This window comes from Paenibacillus sp. J31R120 (genome assembly GCF_056269225.1).
On record NZ_JBWDNN010000002.1, the window covers coordinates 653,986 to 673,756 of the forward strand.

The window sequence follows — 19,771 nt, forward strand, 5'->3', positions numbered from 1 at the left end:
GATGACAACAGCGGCTAAACCGTTAACATCCGGCGCGGTGATTAGATGGTCGGAATTGAGCTGGGAGGATCGGGGCGACAAGCTGGTCGCCATACCGGTAAGTGAAGAGAAAGGGGCGGTGCTTGTCAAAGGTCTGGTCGTCCGCCTCAAGCCCGGCGGTACCTGGAGCAGCTGCGAGAAAGGAACGGCTCACGAGGTGGTAGGGGTCATATGGAAAGGAAGAGGAAGTGCTCGCGTTGGAGAGTCAACGAGCGTCTTGGAGGCATCCTCCGCATTGTATGCGCCGTCTGGTTCCGATTATGAGGTGAAGGCAGATCAGGGGGAGGAGATTACGTTGTACATTTGGCAATCAGTACTTCTTGAAGGTTCGCCAGTCGCATCGAAGCCAAGACTGTTCAACCATCTGTACAACGATGAAACTCAGCTCAAAGGATTTACAGGCAACGATCCGTCGCAGACCATCACCAATCCGGCCAATATGAACTTCCTGTTCTGGCCGGGTACCGGGAGTGCCAGGCTGTCGCTCCATTGCGGCATACAGGAGCCGGGACAAAGCTTTGCCGTTCACCAGCATCCGCATTCCAGTGAGCTGTTCATCGGGGTAGAGGGCAAAGGCGAAATTCATTTGAACGGTGAATGGCATCCATTCGAGGCTGGTGACTTGCTGTATGTACCGCAAGGCATTTTCCACGGCACGCGCAATCTCTATACCGGTGAAGGAGCAGCCAGATTCGTCACGACAGGTGGGCCGACTCCGTTTGACGCCAGCTTCTACACCTTCGCGGGCGTATCGCCAGAGGTTGTCGATCCGGAGTAAGGCTCATCAGTTGAACCAAAAAACCTTCACTGCTGCCAATTGTGCAGCGGTGAAGGTTTTTAATTTAGGCCATTAAGGAATCGTAACCAGCTCAGGGGCAACGGCTTTCAAATGGGAAGGATCGATAAACGTTTTGAAGTCCGGCACTTCTTTGATTTTTTCGTTATCCAGCAGGAATTGGGAGATGGTCTCCAGCGCGCCGACCAGCTCAGGTGTCAGATTGAGCGCGTAGTGGTTGAGCGCTATCAAGGTTTTAATATCAGCCGCGTCTTGCCCCAGCGTTTTGCCAATATGGGCTGCAGCTGCATCCGGGCTCGCTGTAATAAAGCTGACGGACTTGTTCAAGGCCCGCAGTACGGCTTTGACTGTCTCCGGATTTTTGTCCACAAAGTCATTATGGCCGATGAGCACGGAGTACGAGCTGATGAGCTGCTGTGGTCCTTCCTCGCCGGGAACATGGGATTCTTTGCCCGTCAGGAGCGCAACTCCGCCGTTCTTGACGCCGTTCAGAGCAACGGGCTGCCAGATGACGAATGCATCGATATTGCCTGCCTGGAAGGCGGGCACAAGCTCGGTCGGGCCAATCTTGAACGGTTCGACCGATTTGGCGTCAATTCCGTATTTCTCCACGATGCGGAGGAAAAAGGCTTCGGACACTGTACCCGGCACATACGCCACTTTCTTCCCGTTCAAGTCAGCGGGCGTTTTGATTTTATCCGAATTAACGACCAACGTCTGCACGCCGGATATGTCCGCCTGCTGGGCGATAATTTCAATCGGCAGGCCGGAAGCCTTGGCAATAATCGGCGGGATGTCACCAGATGATCCGAGCTGGATGCTCTTCGAGCCTAGTGCGGCAGTAACGTCTGGACCGGCTGCGAATAGCTCGATTTTGACTTCCAACCCTTCTTCCTTGAAGTAGCCTTCTTCGTTCGCGATGACAATGAGCGGCGACAATTGCGTGTCGCGCGCCGTGCCGATCGAGAGGCTGGTTGTCTCCAGTGCCGGTGCAGACGGCTCAGTTGTAGCGGCAGGCGCCGAAGGAGAAGGGGACACGGATGGCTGTGGCGATGCCGATGGAGCTGGCTTGTTGTTGCCCCCTCCGCATGCAGCAAGGAGCAGCGTTAGCGCAACGAATAGCAGGATAAGGAGCGAAAATGAGTTCAATTTGCGTTTCATAGACATAGCAATAGCCTCCAAAGTAGTTTATTTCCAACGCAGCAGAAGCTTCTCCAGCGTGGTCAGCAGCAAATTAATGAGATAACCTATAATGCCGATGGTGATCATGCCGACCAGCACTTGATCGGTTTTGAACATGTAACGCCCTTCCTGGATGAGGAAGCCGAGTCCTTCGTTCGCGGCAATCAGCTCGGAGCCGACTAGGCAAATAAAGGCCATGCCCATGCCAGAACGAATGCCGATCATCATATTCGGAATGGCGGCGCGCAGTGTGACATGCCAAAAGATAGGCAGCTTGCCGGCGCCGAGCGATTGCGCAGCCCGGATATGCACCGGATCGACTTGGCTGATCCCTCCTGTGATGTTGAGAAGGAGGGGGAAGAAGGCGCCGTAAATAATGATGGATATTTTCGACCACTCGTCGATGCCAAGCCACAGGATAGCCAGAGAGATAAAGGCAAGCGGCGGAATGGGACGAAGCAGCTCGATGACGGGATTAATCGCATCCCGAAGAAAACGGGAGGAGCCTAGCATCAGTCCCAGCGGGAGAGCAATAGCGAAGGCTGCGCCGAAGCCGAAGAACACGCGCCTTAAGCTGGACAGCGCATGAACGGCAAGCGAGCCGTCCCCGAGCATGTGCGACATCGTCTGAAGCGTAGCGAGCGGGCTGGGAAGCTGAGCTGGAGCGACATAGCCGAGAGCGGTAATCAGTCCCCAGGCAAGCAGCAACACAGTTAGACCGGACAGCTTGATCAGCAGCCGCGTCCATGTGCGTCCCCGTATCGGCCATAGCCGCCCTCTGAGGGAAGGACGCACACCCTTATGCGGTAATGACGGATAGGTGTTCTCCATACGGGCCCTCTCCTTCTCGCAAAGTCTCGCTGATACGGGACGCATACTGCAGCAGCCGCTCGTCATGACGTTTTCTCAATCTCGGCAAGTCGATGTGCAGATCAAGCGCGATACGCGCAGGGTTCGGCTGCAGGACGATGATACGATCGGCGAGATAGACGGCCTCTTGAATGCTATGGGTGACAAACAGGCAGGTTTTGCGCTGTTGTTCCCAGAGGCCGAGCAGCTCTGTTTGCAGCTTTTCGCGAGTCTGCTCATCAAGCGCGGCGAACGGTTCATCCATGAGCAATATGCCGGGCTCATTAGCAAGCACTCGTGCGAGTCCTGCGCGCTGCTTCATGCCGCCGGACAGCTTCCCAGGATAATGCTTCTCGAAGCCGGCGAGGCCGACCATCTCAATATAGTGACGGGCGCGCTCCTTGCGCTCCGATGAGGGAATGCCGTTCACCCGCAGGCCGAACTCGACGTTTTGCTCTACGGTAAACCAGGGGAACAGGGCGTATTCCTGAAAGACAACGCCGCGCTCCTTGCCGGGCTTCTCGATTCGTGCGCCATTATAATAGATGTTGCCTTCATAAGGCTGAAAGCCGGCTACGCAATTCAGCAGCGTCGTCTTCCCGCAGCCGCTGGGGCCGAGCAAGCAAATAAACTCTCCCTCATCCACGTACAGCTTCAGCCGATTCAGGACCAGACGGTCTGCGGAGTGACCGGGACTTTGGAATGCTACAGTGACGCCTTCAAACGACAAAATGGGAGTAACTTCATGCAACGTTAGATCCACTCCTTTCGCAAAAATCATACTATTCCACTAAGATATGTTGCATATTGCTACTACTGTACCAGTGATAAATCAACCAATCCAATACCAAATTGGCTATGTAATTGATAGCTTTCGTGCAATGCATCTGGGTGAGTGCAAAGGCCCGATTATGTCCTGTTTGCCAATGCGATGTCTGTATTCGGACAACAAAAAAAGAGCCAGGCCTGCGTTCCATCGAACGAAGGTCATGGCTCCTCCTTAGAGTATTTTTTGGAATAACAAGTGTACTGCTTGGTTATAGCATATCTGCGGCAAGCCTTTCCTGTTCCGTCATATATCTCTTGTCCTACCGTAAGGACGATGCTCTGATCTCCTCCGCCCAAGTGCCTTATCGCAAGCTGCTCATCGTTTAGCCATTTGAGATGAAAATAGGCATTGGCATCGCTGAAATACACGGTTCTTACTGCCTCGTCCTCCGAATGGGAAACGACATTGACGAATAGATGGACACCCCCTGCAGCGCCTCCATACGTCTGGTCATAATATTGCGCAGTATAGCGGCCGGAAGGCGAGGTTACCTCTTCCCGCAATTCTCCCTCTTCGTACTTGAATTCGTAAGGAAGATTCAAATAGATGAAATAAGCGCTCCATCCCAGTAACAATGAACCTAGTATGAAGAACCATTTCTTCAATCCGACACCTCCTTATTTCGAATTGATTATGAAACACGATATAACTATTTTAATAGACCAACCCATAAATATCCAATTTATATTCATATTTGAAACAATTCTGCCGATCATACCAATATTGCCATTAGAGAGGAGAGTTGAAGTGAGCAACTACTATTATTCTATGATTGGCCGCTTGCTGGACGGAAGGACGCCTGTGTCAAGTACAGGCTATTACATGCTGGATGAAGAGGGACAGGTCAGTTACAGTACAACTCGTCCTGAAGTAGAGGTTACTACGCTTGCGGACTTCACGGATGCTTTGGTCGAAGGGTGCAAGCGAAAGATTCAAGAATTCGCCGATAGCGCTAATAACAATGAAGTTTATGCGTTTAACTTATATACTGATGATCATCGGGGGTTATATGTCTACATGAATACGGAGAGCTGCTTTAAGGAAACGCTGAGCTCCTATCAGAGTGATAATCCGGATTATAATGATAGAGACCGAATCATTCAGCTCAAGTATAGCCAAGGAGATTTCGATTTTCAGTTTTGGTTTGAGGGTACAGATGGACCAGCCAGACATATTGACAACTTCGGGAAGATAGCTAGTGCTGTCTCTTATGATTCTAGGGAGAATTTTGAAGAGGCAGTTATTGGAGCTCCAGTAGCCGCAATTGAATCAGGGGTGATCGAAAATGGCTACTTTGTATGCGTGCTAAGGGCGGTACAGCAGCTAATCGCCGATCATGCATTTGATGTGCTTAATACGACAAGCGATTTTATTGCGTTTGCTACCAGCGGCAACGATTATACGGATTACAACATTACTATGAGAAAGACCATTGATAAGGATTTGTTCTATCAGGTGTTCCCTGATGTGAAGGAGTCGGATGCCAAATTCGAGGAGGCTATGAAGGATAACGAAAACTTATCCTTAGCAAAATCTATAGCTTATTGGTCCGATGCCATTGACCGTGAATCTTTGGAATTTGAACCATATTCTTTTATGAAACCGTTTATGGAAATCTTCGTGCAGCTTAGCCGTTTTGGGAACGAGCTGGCGCAGGAGAGTATCGAGCGGCTGACAGAGATAGCTGCCGGTTCGCAAGGCTTTGATCAGGAGGCCTATAACAAAATGAGCTTCTATCTGGAGGCTCTGCACTTCTCTGGAACTCTAACCCCAGAACAAGCAGAACAGTGTCGCGTCATTGCGAATCGATTGGAAGAAGCGGATAAGGAGTTGTTCCAAGCTGATGCTGATGACTTAAGGGCCATGTTGTCAAGTTAGCTGGAAATATAAACCTAACCAGCTCTGCAACTCTTCCCGGGTGAACCGTTCATATAGATGTATATCACCCGGGAAGGACTACGCATAGTTAGAATCCATTTATCCAAAACCAAATAGGCCTTTTCAAAATGTCCATTGTTGAAACAGACATCCCCGCCTATACTGACATAGTGATAATGATTATCATTAACATCGAATGAAGAAAAGGGGATTTGACATGAATAAGCAAAAAAACCGCCTTACGCAACCTTGGAAGCTCATGATGGTGGCGGCTCTCGCGGCGCTTGCCTTAAGCGCATGCGGCAACGAAACGAACTCGGTAACTAAACCATCTGCGTCGCCAGAGGTCTCCTCCAATGTGGAAAAGGCAGAGGTGACCGAAAACGAAGCTTCGGCTGTGCGTATGTTCAAGGACTGGTCCGGACATGACGTCGAGTTACCGAATGATCCAAAGCGAATCATCTTCCATGGAGAGACAACTGGAGATTTGCTGGCGCTTGGTATCATGCCAGTTGGTATAATGAAAGCTAGCATTAGTGGCGCCGTATTCGAAGAACGCATGGCAGTTGTTGAGGATATCGGATTTCCGTTCAACGTGGAGAAGGCTATTGCGCTCGATTCGGACTTAATCATTGTGGCTAACAATGACGAGGAGCAATACCAGAAGTTGTCCAAAGTCGCACCGACGGTGACGTTCGATACGTTCGCAACGCTGCCCGAGCGGATGGCTACGCTTGGCGAATTGCTGGGCAAAGAGAAGGAAGCTCAGGAATGGCTGGAGAAGTACAAGCAACAGGAAACGGAAATGTGGAAATCTCTCCGCGCAAGTGGCGTAAGTGACGAGGAGACGGCTTCGGTTATTACGTTTTATCCAGGCAATCGCCTATTCATCATGTTAGCTGCTGGATTGCCGCAACTGCTCTATAGTGAGGGCGGCTTCAAGATGACGGAACCAATCAAGAACTCAATGAGCGAAGGCGTCGGATTCGTCGAAATTTCGATGGAGAAGCTTCCTGAATTTGTAGGCGACCGCATATTCGTCCTAACGCCGGAGTCAGAAGAGGCCAAGGGAGATACAAAAGCATTGATAGATAGTGCATTGTGGAAAGGACTTCCGGCAGTGAAGAACGGCTATGTCTATGAAATGCCAATCAACAAAGCATCAAGCGACGCCACTTCGCGTGAATGGCTGGTGGGGGAACTGCCGAAACTGATGGCAAAGTCGCAATAGTACACGCATTTTACTAAAATAAAGCAAAGAAGCTTTCGACTAACGTTGAAAAGCTTCTTTTTTTTCGTTATAGTGATAATGATTATCAATTACGGCGGGTGAGATGGACATGAGCGCTAGTCATTCAACAATACCGATCGGTTCGTTATTATTCCAACTAATGGATGGCACTCTTATCAGGAGTTCGAATCTGGAGAGAACCGAGCGGAGCATATCGGACACCTATCTTCTGCTCGTATTTCTGAAGGGCGAAGCGCAGTTAATCATTGGGGATGAATTGTACCCTATTCAGGCGAAACAATCGTATTGCTTACTTCCTGGAATGAAGTACAGTGTGGAACATAAGGAGAGATCTGAACTGCATTACTTCCAGCTATCCTTTCGCGTGATTCAATCGGAGGATGGAAGCATGGGGTGGTACGCGGGTCAGCTATGGCCGGGCCAAGGTCCGCTCAGAGCCTTTCCTTTCATGCGGATTCTGCAAATTGCGGAGCAATTGACAGAGAGTGCAACCGACAAGGACGGTATAGAGCAATTCAAGCGAAATCAAATATTTCAAGAGCTGATCGGCTTTTTGCTGGAACAGCAGCATCAGTCGGAGGACACGGATTCTCCGCTTCATGCTGTGAAATCGTCCATTCAATATATAGAAGAGCATTACACGGACGCGCTTACCGTTAGAGAGCTTGCGGACCGGGCAGAGGTGCCGTATTGGCAATACTCCTCCATCTTCAAGGAGCTGACGGGCAAGAAGCCGAACGATTACATCGCCGACCTGCGCATGGCGAGGGCCAAGGAAATGCTGCTGCGGACAAATGCGCCGCTGAGGGAGATTGCCAGCCAGACGGGATATGTGGATGAATATTATTTTAGCCGGAGATTCCGGCAATCGACGGGGCTGGCACCAAGGCAATATGTAGCGGCGATGAGGAAGCAAATATCCGTTCGCGATTGGACCGGCCATGAGGTGCATATTCCCGCACATCCCAAGCGCATCGTCTTCTATGGGGAGACCGTTGGCGATTTGCTGCCTCTTGGCATCAAGCCGGTCGGTTGCAATTATGGCCTGCAAGAAGCCTGGTGCGAAGAAGAGCAGCACACCATTGTAAATATAGGCACGCCGCTGGAACTGGATACCGTCGAGAAGCTGGATCCGGATCTGATTATTTACGCCAATGCAGATGAAAGGCAGTATAAGAAAATTGCAAAGATCGCGCCAACGGTTACTTTCGACAGCTATCAGACATTAAAAGAGCGCATGCATACCCTTGGCCATTGGTTCGGCAAACGCCGTGAGGCGGAGATGTGGCTTCATCGTTTTGAACAGCATTCAGAGGAAATGTGGAAATCGCTTAAACCGGCAATCCGGCAGGAAGAGAATGCATCCGTATTTACCTACCACCGGGGCGACCGCCTCTTCGTCATGGGAACGATCGGGTTGACGGAGATGCTGTATCATCCGCTTGGCTTCAGACCGACCAAACGCACTCAAATGCTTCGCAACCAGCGTCGGGCTTACCATGAGATTACCGAAGCTCAAATTAAGGATTACGCAGGCGACCGCATTTTCCTGATTTTTCCCACGGATTCGAAATCGAGAGCGGCGACGGAAGCGTTATGGAGCAGCCCGTTATGGAATAGCCTTACAGCTGTTCAGGAAGGGCATGCCTACCTCGTAGAGGAAGAGAAGTGGAATATCGGAGACGCCGTGTCAAGTGAGAGGCTGTTGGAGCTTTTGCCTGCTCTGCTCAGAGAAAGCCGCTAATCCTGATCCAGCCTTCATGTAAAAAAACAGATATACCCATACTTTCCCAGATATTCGCAATGCAATCCAGTATACTGGTAGTTAAAGGATTGCAATACGGAGGGAGAGTGCCGATGCACGAGGAAGATTTGGCAATAGCGATGGAGGCTTTGAGGCAGTATGCGATTCAAGCGGATACGATGGAGCTTATCGGGCAGAGCGCCAATATGGTGTTTAAAGTGACGGATGTACAGCAGAGCCGATATAGCCTGCGCCTTCATGCTTCCAAGAGCGAGAGCATGGATCCGATATGGCTTGCGCCTCGCGTGATCTCATCTGAGCTTGCGTGGCTAGAGGCGTTATCCGGCGAGACGGATGTGGTCGTGCCTGTGCCGCGCAAGAACAGCAGCGGGGAATATGTGACAGAGACAAGCGGCAAGAGATGGACACTGCTTGGTTGGATGGAAGGGGAGCAGAAGCCGTTCATTGCTACGGCGGAAGAGGCTGGCCAAATCGGCCGAATGATGGGCAGGCTGCATCGGCAAGCCTCAGGATGGAAGGTTCCGGATTCCTTCTCCAGACCTGCTTTTGACGGATCGCGAATTGAACAAGCTCTTGGCAAAGTCCGGTTATGGTCCGAGGATGGGCGCATTCCGCAAGAGAACGTAGAACTGCTGAAAGAAGCGGGACAGCGCGTGCTTGCTATGATGAATTCGCTCGATCGAACGCCGGAGCATTGGGGCATTATTCATGCAGATTTGATTCCAAGCAACCTTCTATTCGGTAGCGGAGAGTGCCGGCCGATTGATTTCGGCGCATGCGGATTCGGCTATTTTTTATTCGACCTCGGTTGGACGTTCTCGTATATTCATCCTGCGCTTAGAGCTTGTTTTCTTGAGGCATATTCTGAACAATTTCCGCTGCCGGAGCATCATGTGGAGAGATTGGAAGGTTTTCTCGTTGCCGCGCAGTTGGAGACGATGAACTTCTGGCTCGGGCTGCCGGATGCCTCCGCATGGCTGCCGGATCATATCGATAAGCTGGCGCATAGGGAGTTTCGGCATTATGTAGACGGGGATCGTTTTCTTTTTACAGGTACACCTTACTGGGAATAATAAGGCTATTAGGGCTGCTGACCGGTCACGACAAGTGATTGGCAGTGGCCTTTTATTGAGCCAACAGGCAGAAGGAAAGCTGCGTGAAGCAGCTTTTTCGAAGAAGGTAATAACGGGCATAACTTGCATAGTTTAACAACTTTATTCGTTTTTCAGCTTTTGAAATAATAGGAGCGTTAGCATTCTATTAAGAAGGTTGGGGAGTGATGAGCGTTGCGAGCTAAGAGGGTCTATTTGGCTGTTTTAGGGCTTGCGGTAGTCATTATCTTTGCCGTTGTATTAGGCTCGCTGGGAAGAGCCGGTCGCGGCGATGGAGGGGAAGGGGCAATGAAGCCGCAGGAATCGGGAACTCCAGGCGTTGCAAGACATGAGGAAGATTGGCTGCTGGAGCCTGTCTATCAAGTAAAGATGCACAGAGATTTGGTCTATGCAACACAAGAAAACCAGCTTGGCAAGCAAGAATCACTGGCGTTGGATCTTTATGAACCGGATCAAGAGGAACCGGAGGCGCGGCCATTGATCCTGTTCATTCATGGCGGCGGCTTCAATTCAGGCGATAAACGGGATGCGGAGGCCATAGCGAAGGAATGGACCAGCCGCGGCTATGTGGTGGCATCGGCCAACTATCGCTTGCGCACCAACCCGCAGGCGGATATGAAAGGAACCATCGCCGATGCAATAGAGGACTTGGGAGATGCTCTGTCATGGCTTCATCAGAATAGGGAGACTTACCGCATCGACACGCGCTTGACGGCTGTAGGCGGCGATTCCGCAGGCGGGCAGCTTGCGGTTACCTTTGCAAGTCGGTATGAGGCTGCAGACGGAGAGGATGGACCTGGACTATTCGCCGTCATTGATATTTATGGCCCGCTCTTCAGAGGAGAAATTCAGGAAGGATATCCGTCTACGCTCATCATTCACGGCACGGAGGATGCGATGGTGCCTTATCAGGAGAGCGTCGTGCTGTTCAACATGCTGGAAGCCGCCCATGTCTATCGTCAGTTCATCACCATGGAAGGCGGCGGGCATAGCTATCAAGATCCGAGAGTATGGGGACAGGTGGCCCAATCTACTGTCCATTTTCTAAGAAATGCAATTTCCTCTCCCAAACAGATCTTCTTGCCGGCTCAGACGGAGCTGGCCGTATCCGCCGGAGATGAAGCCAAGCTGACGCTGTGGAGACAAGCAGCTTCTACAGAAGCTGCGGGCAGTATGCGGGCGCAGCTTCCAGAGGGGTGGGGGCTGTCAGGCCCAACCGTTTACTCTGCAGGTGCAGATACCGATGTAGCCATCACTATACCGGAGGATACAGCTTCGGGGCTTTATCCCGTCCTGATTTGGGCGGATCAGGACAACGGCAAGGCTGAATTGCCTCTGACGCTATATATGAAGGTGAAGGAGCGGCTAAGCTATGAGCGAACGGTCTATTACAATACGGATGAACGCCAAATCCACACTCGCCTTGCAATCGAGAACAAGCATCCAAGGCTGCTGCAAGGAAAGGTTGTTCTTCGCTATCCGAATGCGGATGGCAGCCAAGACGAAGTGTTCGAGCTGGAGACGCTGCAGCCCGGCGAGCAGAGAGAGCTGACTCTACCGTTTTATTCGTATGACCCGCCGACGATCTTTTACGAGAATCTGCCGGGCATTACGCTTCAGGAAACGCCGCTCAGAACGCATGTATATGCAGCCGAGAAGAGCGATAAGCCGCTTACGATTGACGGTTCGCTAGAGGATTGGAAGCGTGACAATCCGTTCCCGTTGAACCGCGAATCTCAAGTACTTATGCAGGAGTATGGAGGAGCAAGCGATCTTAGCGGTCTAGGTTATGTGTCATGGGATGAGGACTATGTATATTTGGCCTTGGAGATGAAAGATGATCAGCATGTGCAGCAGGAATCGGGCTTCGGCATCTACTTGGGAGACAGCTTGCAGTTCTCCTTCCGGCTGGATGAGAAGTCTGGTGCTCCGCAAGGTGTTCATGAGTTGGGAGCTGCGCTTCATGAAGGAGGCTCGCCGTCCACCTTCCGCTGGCTTGCGCCGCCGCCCTTCAAGCCGGGCGATATATCTGGAATGAAGGCAGGCATTAGCCGCTTCGGGGAGCAGACGGTATACGAGATCGCTCTGCCATGGAGCGAGCTTGGGGTGAAGGAGCCTTCCGAAGGCTTGCAATTAAAGTTTTCGCTGCTGGTGAATGATAATGACGGACAGGGCCGAAAGGGCTGGATTGAATACAACAGCGGTATTGGCTATAAGGATGAGCGGGCATTCGGCGATTTGTTCCTGGTGAACAAAAACAAACGCAATTAGACAATAGAGACTGTGATCGGGCTGCCGCCCGGCTGTTGATTACAGTCTTTTTTTCTCGGAATAACTGGAATAAAGTGGTTGGAAAAATCACGCCGTACCGTTATCCTAGCAAGTAAGATATTGATTTTATTCTACAAGAGAAAATTCCTATCCATGAACTACCCTCAATCTATGCGGATATGTTCGAGTGGCCGTCATATTCATGGCGGCCTCTTTGATCTATTCCATCGCGAGGCGCAGTTCCCGCCGTACTTCATGCCCGTCCCGGCTTACCTCCACAAATCCCGCCGCATCATAAAGCTTGGCAGCTTGCCTGTTCTCAATCCGGTGTCCCAGCACAATGGTGTCGCAGCCATGCTTCTCGCGGATATGGCGAATCAACGTCTTTATGCCCGAGAGTCCATATCCCTTCTGCTGATGCAGATGATCAATCAGATAAGCCATAATCCAATAGCTTCCGTCCTCCGGATCAACAGCGTATACCGCCAGGCCGACAAGCTGCTCGGAGTGATAGAGAGCCAGTGGGTTAAAGCCGCAATAAGCAGACTCCGCAAGCCAATAAACGGCCGGATCGGGGAATACGCTTTGCTGCTCTTCGGTAACTTTTAGCCCGGCACAATCATACCAATTGGTTTGATCAACAGGTCGTATATGGATTTCCCGGTCTTGCGGCTCTAGCATCGGATCGTAATCATTCATCATCACACACGCTCCCTTTATGAACAGAATGGAGCAGGATGCCACTTGCGTTCAAGGCTGAGTTTGCTTTAAATCATTCATTCCCCGAATAGGCTTGCCAAGCCCCACCTATGTGATGACTGCTCTATAGAGGCCAAGCGGGTCGAGGGAGGGTCCATTCGGACCTCAAAAGTCTCTGCTTGCGGTTCTATCTTCCGGGTTTCAAGCCGGTGTATAATTTGTTATGATCATAAGGAGAAGATTAGGGGAGCAAGATGAGATGGACACCTTCAGAGACATTATCGCCGAACGGCGTACCTATACCGCTAACAAACATACACATAGCCATGGCTACGGGCAGCTGATTATTCCGCTCCAGGGGGAGCTTGAGATTACAGCCGGTCCCAAAAGCTTGATGATGAACACGGACACGCTGCTCTACGTGCCGCCTGCATGCGAGCATACGTATCATTCCGTCGTGCGCAATGAATTTTTGGTGCTGGATATCCCGCATTTCATGCTGTCTTCCATAGAGCTTGGGGATCGTGGGATCGCCTGTCCGGTGAACAACCAGTGGAAGGGCATTCGATATCTCATTCTGAACGAGCTGGACCGCGGACCGGAGCATGGAGCGGCGCTTAAGGAGCTGTTTCCGTATATCTCGCATTGTCTCGTCCAGGAGCAGATGCCAAAGTCCATCCAATATATCCATGAGCATTACGATGAGCCGCTGACGGTGCAGAAGCTCGCCGAGATGGAGCATTACAATCGATCGTATTATTCCGATTGGTTCCTGAAGGTGACGGGCAAGACGCCTTCAGCCTATATTCAGGAAGTTCGCCTGAGCAAGGCGAAGGAGCTGCTGCGGGATACGAACCTGTCGATCTTGAATATTGCGGTGCAGGTTGGGCTGGAGCATCAATCCTCTCTGACGAGATTGTTCCAGCAGTATGAACGGGTAACGCCAAGCCAATTCCGAAAAATAAATCATGCTCGCTTGTCCTAATCGGCAGGCGGGCTTTTCTTATGCGCTTCAATTCCAACCAGGCGACATCCGGTAAAAAGTGTCCGGCAATCGGTAAAAACCGATTTTTGCAGGGGGATACAATGAAATAGATCCCGGATCGCCGGGAACCTCTTGAATAACTGTGAGGCAAGAGCCACGGTTATTTTTTATATGCAGGAGGCGCTGCCCGCTAAGCGGCAGCGATCATTGGATCTGGATGCAAAGGAGCAAGACATGGAAACGATACTGGGATTATTATTTACATTGTTATGGTCATCTGCAGCGATTGCGATCAAGTTCGGACTGAATTCTACGACACCGCTTGCGCTCGCCTCGATTCGGTTCATCCTGGCGGGGACGCTGATGATGATATTTGTATATGGCATTAGCCGCAAATATCCAATGCCAACCCGCAAGCAATTCGGCCCTCTCATTGTGCTTGGGCTGCTTAATACAACAATCTATATTGGCGCGACCTTGTGGGCGCTGAATTATGTCTCGGCGGGCTTGTTCAATCTGTTTGTAGCGGCTAATCCGTTTCTCGTTGCTTTTCTGTCCTACATATGGCTGAAGCGCAAAATTTCCATCAAGGAATGGACGGGTATGGGTGTTGCTGCTGCGGGCCTCTTTATTGCGGTATGGCCCACTCTGGCGAGCGCGGAGGGAAGGCTGATCGGCTTCCTATTGCTTGGTGTCGGCATGGCTTCGATGGCGCTTGGAAGTGTCTATTTTAAAAAGGCGGACTTGCAGCTGCCTGGCATCGTCATTAATGCGTGGCAGCTTTCTATCGGGGGAGCGGTATCTGTACCGCTGGCTTATTTTATAGAAAAAGACCGATTTTTCTTGAACGTGGACGCTTATTTGATCGGTTCGATGATCTGGCTCGTGTTCGTCATATCCATCGGAAGCATGCTGCTATGGTTCTACATGCTGAAGCGGGATGCGGTGAAGGCGAACAATTGGCTGTTCATGACGCCGATCTTCGGCTACATGCTGGCGGCTGTCCTCCTGCATGAGAAGATTACGTCCTTTGATATGGTGGCGACCATGTTTGTGGTGACGGGGTTATTCCTGTCGGGCAATATTCAGCTGAGTCCGCAAAAACTGCTTCAAGCGCGATTCCAGCAAGGCTCTTTGTCCAGGAAATAAGGGGTCGGGTCGGGTAAGATGCTCTGGCATCGGCTATACCGTTAGTTCAGAGGTAAACCTAATAAAGTGGGGGTGCGAAGATGGCGGAGATAGAGGATTTCATGAAGCTGGATATTCGTGTGGGTACGATTATAGAGGCTATGCCGTTCCCGGAGGCGCGGAAGCCGGCAATCAAGCTAAGCATCGATTTTGGCCCGCTGGGCATCAAGCAGTCATCGGCTCAGATTACGCGGCGGTATGAGCCGGAGGGGCTGATCGGCCGCCAGGTCGCCGCCGTCGTGAACTTTCCCGTGCGGCGTATTGCAGGCTTCAAGTCGGAGGTACTGGTGCTGGGCGGCATGCCGGAGGAAGGCGACGTTGTGCTGCTGAGGCCGGATACAACGGTTCCGAACGGAACGCCTATTGCTTGAACAGAGAAACCGATTATCGAATGGGAATGGATTACCGAAAACGTTGAGAAGAGGTTGCACATGTCATGATGACGATGTTGCAGCCTCTTTACTATAGAGAAGTTCAACCCGGATTTCTTCCAATAAAAAGGAAACCATTGGCGTTTGTCGAACGTTGTTTAAGAACAAAGTCGTGGAGCCGGGGGGAGCGGAATTTTTTGTTGAACAAACCATACCAGGCATTAAATGATTACGTCTATAAGGTGCAGCAGGAGATTGGCGCCACAGCGGCAGCGGTCTACCTTATTCAAAATAATGTTGTCGTGAATGAATGGTACTCCGGCAGACACGGGGCCGACGACACGTACCGGGCAGTAGATGCGCAAACCCGGTTCAATGTCGCTTCCATCCGCAAAACCTATCTTGGGCTCGCCGTTAGTCTGTTGCTAGAGGACGGACGTATTCATAGCATAGACGATGAGATTGGACAATACTTGGCGGCATATTCCGGGATTGCTGAGGGTGTCACGCTGCGCCATCTGTTGACCCACACTCACGGGATAATGGAGAGTGAAGGAGGGCTGATACGGGAGTTTGAGCCAGGCTTGGGCTGGGCTTACCGGAATACTGGGATTCGTATGCTGACAGGGCTGGTTGCCCGGTTAACCGGACAGACCGTAAGCTCATTCCTGCAGGAACGCGTGTTTGATCCGTACAGATTGCGGGAGTCAGGATGGGAAACGGAGTATGCGGATGAGCTGATTTACAACTATTATGACGATCCGTATTCATGGGCAGGGGCGCATGACAGCAATGCGGGAGATCAGAGCAATCTGTTTGTCAGCGCCAGAGACTTGGCGAGATGGGGGCAACTCCACTTGCACAAGGGACTGCTGAACGGGAGGCAGCCCCTTCCAGCAAGTGTGTTCGAGAGAGTGACAGCTTTGCATACGCCGGATACTGTACCATGGGGTGAGCCTCGCAACGGGTTTATTTGGTGGCTGCAGCATGACACTCCACTGAATCAGCTAGGCGAGCATTTGCCGGTTGGTTCCTATCTGATATTAGGCATTACGGGCTGCGTATGTATCGTTGTGCCGGAGTTTGATGCGGTTGTCGTCCGCATGTACAATCAGCTGAGCAACCCGGAGGGTTATCATTATTTAGACGAAATTAGAACCTTCGGCAATCTGGCGGCGGATCTTCTGAGAGCTGGGATATAAAGGAGTGAATTTATGAAGTTGAATGGACTCTATGCGGATGAATGGGCGGAGCTGTCTTCCGAAAACAAGCAGGAGCGGGTGGTGAAGCTGCTTGCCGAGACTCAGGCTCCTTTTGATTTTGAGGGGATAAAGGTATTTTCGGCCCATGACGTCATGAGCGAAACGGCCCTGCTGGATTGGAAGGGACGGAAATTCGTATTCGTACCGGGGAAAAAGTCCGTCGTGCTGGGCTGGGATGGCGGCATCGACGGGATGGATGAACGGACGCGCCAGGAGATAGATGACGGATTCGAAGAGGTGCTTGATCCGCTGTCATGGTGGAGGAAGCAGCTGGTCGATGCCAAGGCATCGAATAGTGAACATGTAGACGAATTTGAGAGACGGGTTGCGGAGCTGGAAGCTGAAGCTGTAGCGGAACCGGCTAGTGAGCTTCAAGCGTTCTACAGCATGGAGGGGCTGAACGCCTATATCAACGAGCATACTTCTCCCGTTCGTACGGCCGATTTGCCGCCGATGATCGTGGAGTGCGAGCTGAATGAGGTCGGTCTTGTGCCTGTCGGATATGTGGACCGCGGGAAGAGAGAGCATCAGATAGAGGATGACTATCTGGAGCAGGTTGAGGACTATTTGTACGACTTCAATACAGAGTCCGTGATGACCGAGTATTCCGGGACATGCCGCTTTCAGCGAAGCGAGGCTGATCCGATGGTTTATCGCGTCTACGCCTTTGACTACACAACGCGGGAGGACTTGCAGACTCAGCTTCAGGCGGAAGGCTTCGCTTTGCCGACGGAGGATCAGTGGGAGTATCTGTGCGGATTGGGACAGCGTGCGCTATTCCCATTCGGCGGTCGTTTCGACGGGGAGGGGCGATACGCGCATCTCAGCGAAATCGGGGAAAACGTGCTGGAGCAGCCGAATGGGCTGGGAGTGACGATCGCATACGATCCGTACAAATATGAGATCGTTGACTCCGAATGCCTCGTCAAAGGCGGAGATGGCGGGAATGCCTTATGCGGGGGAGAACCCTTTATCTATATGATGCTGCCGCTCGCTGCTTACTGGCGGGATGCGATGGCAAGCGAGCTGCTCGAAGATGAGGATCTGGCAAGCGGGTTTTATTTTTACCGTCGAGTTTTTGTTGTGGAATAATGAACGCTCAGGAGGCATGTATGCTTATTCCATTGAATGGCTCGTATCCTGCGGATAAAAGAATTGCGGGAATCCATAGCATTCCGGTGGCGGAAGACGGCTCGCTCGTATTTGTATGGGACAAGTATGAACAGACGCTGACGACGGTTGGCGGCAGGCTTGACTCTGATGAAGATATCGATGAGGCTCTGGACCGGGAGACGGTGGAAGAAGCCGGAATTGTACTGGAAGCACGTAGGATTCCGTTCGCCGCCTGGTATTGGGAAAGCACGGATACGTACACGGTTTTTGTTATGGCGAGAATCCGGGAGTACAGGGAGCTGCCGGAAGGCTTTGAGACAACGGGACGGGTGACAATGAACCTGGAGACGGCTCGCGAGCTGATCGCAAAGCTCGAAGGCGATGGCCTGCGCCTGCAGCTTCTGGCTCTCGCGGAGCCGCTTTATGTTAGGGAGTTCAAGTGAACGGCTTAATTCATGCGGATTGTTTTGTAGCGGAAAACTTTTTGTGAAACAGGTGTTGACCTTGCCCCAAGGGCAAGGCTGTAGGATGTGATTACCGGCCACGATGAAAGGATGTAAGGGATATGCTGACGATTGGACTTGTTGCGCGTTTGTATGGCATCACAGCGAAGACGCTTCGCCATTATGATGCAATTGGGCTTTTTACACCGGCTAGAGTGGGAGAGGATAACCTCTACCGTCTATATGCTCCCGAGCAATTGCCGGAGTTGCGTGCGATTCTATTCCTCCGGTCGATGGGACTAAGCCTCGATTCCATTCAGGAGATGAAGCTCAGCGGTACGCTGGGGGATGCCGATTACATCAAAGGGCTTCTGCAGCAGCGTGCGGATGCCATTCAAGACGAAATGGGTTCCCTTAATAGGCAGCTTCAGGACATTCATCGTATGGTCGAGTATATGACGAATACGGGAGGAATACCTGTGGAACCAAAAGTGATTGAGAAAGAAGCGTTTACTATTGTGGGGATGGAATGGCATAGCCAGTCTAGCGAAGGGGATATCCCTTCGATGTGGCAAAGATTTATCCCGCGCGAACATGAGATCGAGAGCAAACGGGAACCAAAGGTGAGCTATGGCATTTGCATTCCGATGGATGATTGTGAAGATTTCACGTATGTCGCATGCTATGAAGCGGATGGGGAGCAGCCTCCTGCGGGTATGACCAAAGTGAACGTACCTGCTCAGCGTTATGCTGTGTTCACCCATAAAGGGAAGACGGAAAGCATGGGTGAGACGTATGAGCTGATCTATGGCAAATGGCTGCCGCTGCAAGGGCTTAAAGTGACTAAGGGCATCGACTTTGAGCGCTACGATGAGCGGTTCCACGGACCGGAGTCCGAGAGCTCGGAAGTGGATATTTATATTCCGATTGAGTAGCGAATCGGATGATTAGGTAAGTTTCAAGCGGAGGATGCCGCTTCACGCATAATAACACCTCATGCCGACCTTCACGCCGATTGAACGGTGTGGGTCGGCATTAACGTTGCCAGACAACACTAAATGCTCAGCATCATAACCTCATCCCGCAATCATGTTCATTGTGAACGCTATTGCGGGATTTTTTTCGCATACAAAGAAACAATTAAGCTCCACCTATCGTAAAGTATAGTTAAATCTTCCATTCAGAAGGGGGAGTATGAATGTATAGAGAGAATAGAGAACAAAGAAGCCCGGCATGTAGTAGAAAAAATAGGTTTCGCCGGCAGCATCAGCAGCAACGACTGGATAGAGACAGGAGGTCGGTAACGGGATGAGCCAATATTGGATGCTCGCTATGTTGGTCATTGGGATGTTGTCTGTATTGTATTATATATGGGCATTACGACCGCAAGTTCCAAAATGGTTTATATGGCTTCCTTGTCTTGTTATCGTGGCATGCCTTGCAGGTACGGGGATCAAATTTACTTTTTTTCAGAAAGGATACAGCGGCATTGCCGATATCGTCACCTTGATGCTGCTCGGTGTATTGCTCACCGTCCATTTGATCATTGCGGGTGTTGTTCATTGGCGAACGAAAGCCTCGAATTAAACATTTCTGCCTAAAAAGCTGGTTTCGGCACATTGCCGGAGCCGGCTTTTTATTCGTTTATCCCTCACTGGAAATACAAACAATATAAAACAAGCAATTCGAAGTTCAATCCTTATTTCGATGTAATATATAGTAACGCAAAGCGTAAAA

Annotated in this window: 19 protein-coding genes; 14 read left to right on the plus strand and 5 right to left on the minus strand. The window is 51.1% G+C overall.

Annotated elements, in window-relative coordinates:
• Nucleotide 1 precedes the first annotated feature (1 nt).
• Complete coding sequence (locus AC0YNW_RS09435) at nt 2–817, plus strand: cupin domain-containing protein (protein ID WP_475831728.1); 816 nt, start codon at nt 2–4, stop codon at nt 815–817.
• 72 nt (nt 818–889) lie between these two features.
• On the opposite strand, the gene AC0YNW_RS09440 is transcribed toward AC0YNW_RS09435, so the two are convergent.
• The 4 genes from AC0YNW_RS09440 to AC0YNW_RS09455 form a co-directional block, all read right to left on the minus strand.
• Nucleotides 890–2,002 (minus strand): ABC transporter substrate-binding protein, encoded by a 1,113-nt coding sequence (locus AC0YNW_RS09440; RefSeq protein WP_475831729.1) that lies wholly within the window; start codon nt 2,000–2,002, stop codon nt 890–892.
• 21 nt (nt 2,003–2,023) lie between these two features.
• The gene (locus AC0YNW_RS09445; protein WP_387470127.1) at nt 2,024–2,848 is read right to left on the minus strand and encodes an ABC transporter permease; all 825 of its coding nucleotides are present in this window, start codon (nt 2,846–2,848) and stop codon (nt 2,024–2,026) included.
• The gene (locus AC0YNW_RS09450; RefSeq protein WP_387470125.1) at nt 2,817–3,617 is read right to left on the minus strand and encodes an ABC transporter ATP-binding protein; all 801 of its coding nucleotides are present in this window, start codon (nt 3,615–3,617) and stop codon (nt 2,817–2,819) included. The genes AC0YNW_RS09445 and AC0YNW_RS09450 overlap by 32 nt, the downstream gene beginning before the upstream one ends.
• 236 nt (nt 3,618–3,853) lie before the next feature.
• Nucleotides 3,854–4,300: a DUF5412 family protein gene (locus AC0YNW_RS09455; RefSeq protein WP_475831730.1), complete on the minus strand. Its 447-nt coding sequence runs from the start codon at nt 4,298–4,300 to the stop codon at nt 3,854–3,856.
• Here AC0YNW_RS09455 and AC0YNW_RS09460 point away from each other — a divergent pair.
• The 5 genes from AC0YNW_RS09460 (at nt 4,281) to AC0YNW_RS09480 (ending at nt 11,973) form a co-directional block, all read left to right on the plus strand.
• Nucleotides 4,281–5,573: a DUF4303 domain-containing protein gene (locus AC0YNW_RS09460; RefSeq protein ID WP_475831731.1), complete on the plus strand. Its 1,293-nt coding sequence runs from the start codon at nt 4,281–4,283 to the stop codon at nt 5,571–5,573. The genes AC0YNW_RS09455 and AC0YNW_RS09460 overlap by 20 nt on opposite strands.
• A 217-nt stretch (nt 5,574–5,790) precedes the next feature.
• Nucleotides 5,791–6,804, plus strand: coding sequence for an ABC transporter substrate-binding protein (locus tag AC0YNW_RS09465; RefSeq protein ID WP_475831732.1), 1,014 nt, complete (start codon nt 5,791–5,793; stop codon nt 6,802–6,804).
• A 109-nt stretch (nt 6,805–6,913) separates the two neighbouring features.
• A complete protein-coding gene (locus tag AC0YNW_RS09470) occupies nt 6,914–8,569 on the plus strand; it encodes an ABC transporter substrate-binding protein (RefSeq protein ID WP_475831733.1) in 1,656 nt (551 codons plus the stop codon).
• 113 nt (nt 8,570–8,682) lie between these two features.
• Nucleotides 8,683–9,663 (plus strand): phosphotransferase enzyme family protein, encoded by a 981-nt coding sequence (locus AC0YNW_RS09475; protein WP_475831734.1) that lies wholly within the window; start codon nt 8,683–8,685, stop codon nt 9,661–9,663.
• 213 nt (nt 9,664–9,876) lie between these two features.
• Nucleotides 9,877–11,973 carry an alpha/beta hydrolase fold domain-containing protein gene (locus tag AC0YNW_RS09480; RefSeq protein WP_475831735.1) on the plus strand — a complete coding sequence of 699 codons (2,097 nt, stop codon included), beginning with the start codon at nt 9,877–9,879 and terminating at the stop codon, nt 11,971–11,973.
• 219 nt (nt 11,974–12,192) lie between these two features.
• On the opposite strand, the gene AC0YNW_RS09485 is transcribed toward AC0YNW_RS09480, so the two are convergent.
• Entirely contained in the window at nt 12,193–12,675 is a 483-nt protein-coding gene (locus AC0YNW_RS09485) for a GNAT family N-acetyltransferase (RefSeq protein ID WP_475831736.1), read from the minus strand.
• Nucleotides 12,676–12,931: 256 nt separating this feature from the next.
• Between AC0YNW_RS09485 and AC0YNW_RS09490 the strand changes: the two genes are divergently transcribed.
• From AC0YNW_RS09490 to AC0YNW_RS09525, 8 genes are all read left to right on the plus strand, one after another.
• Nucleotides 12,932–13,657, plus strand: coding sequence for a helix-turn-helix transcriptional regulator (locus AC0YNW_RS09490; protein WP_387470109.1), 726 nt, complete (start codon nt 12,932–12,934; stop codon nt 13,655–13,657).
• Between the two features lie 234 nt (nt 13,658–13,891).
• Nucleotides 13,892–14,806 carry a DMT family transporter gene (locus AC0YNW_RS09495; RefSeq protein WP_387470107.1) on the plus strand — a complete coding sequence of 305 codons (915 nt, stop codon included), beginning with the start codon at nt 13,892–13,894 and terminating at the stop codon, nt 14,804–14,806.
• Nucleotides 14,807–14,886: 80 nt separating this feature from the next.
• Nucleotides 14,887–15,216 carry a chaperone CsaA gene (gene csaA / locus AC0YNW_RS09500; RefSeq protein ID WP_475831737.1) on the plus strand — a complete coding sequence of 110 codons (330 nt, stop codon included), beginning with the start codon at nt 14,887–14,889 and terminating at the stop codon, nt 15,214–15,216.
• A 197-nt stretch (nt 15,217–15,413) separates the two neighbouring features.
• Nucleotides 15,414–16,418, plus strand: a complete 1,005-nt coding sequence (locus AC0YNW_RS09505; protein ID WP_475831738.1) for a serine hydrolase domain-containing protein — start codon at nt 15,414–15,416, stop codon at nt 16,416–16,418.
• A gap of 12 nt (nt 16,419–16,430) precedes the next feature.
• Nucleotides 16,431–17,570: a hypothetical protein gene (locus AC0YNW_RS09510; protein ID WP_475831739.1), complete on the plus strand. Its 1,140-nt coding sequence runs from the start codon at nt 16,431–16,433 to the stop codon at nt 17,568–17,570.
• 20 nt (nt 17,571–17,590) lie between these two features.
• On the plus strand, nt 17,591–18,034 hold the full coding sequence (locus tag AC0YNW_RS09515; RefSeq protein WP_475831740.1) for an NUDIX domain-containing protein: 444 nt from the start codon (nt 17,591–17,593) through the stop codon (nt 18,032–18,034).
• A gap of 122 nt (nt 18,035–18,156) precedes the next feature.
• Nucleotides 18,157–18,969 (plus strand): MerR family transcriptional regulator, encoded by an 813-nt coding sequence (locus tag AC0YNW_RS09520; protein WP_475831741.1) that lies wholly within the window; start codon nt 18,157–18,159, stop codon nt 18,967–18,969.
• Between the two features lie 373 nt (nt 18,970–19,342).
• Nucleotides 19,343–19,621 carry a hypothetical protein gene (locus AC0YNW_RS09525; protein ID WP_475831742.1) on the plus strand — a complete coding sequence of 93 codons (279 nt, stop codon included), beginning with the start codon at nt 19,343–19,345 and terminating at the stop codon, nt 19,619–19,621.
• Nucleotides 19,622–19,771: the final 150 nt, after the last annotated feature.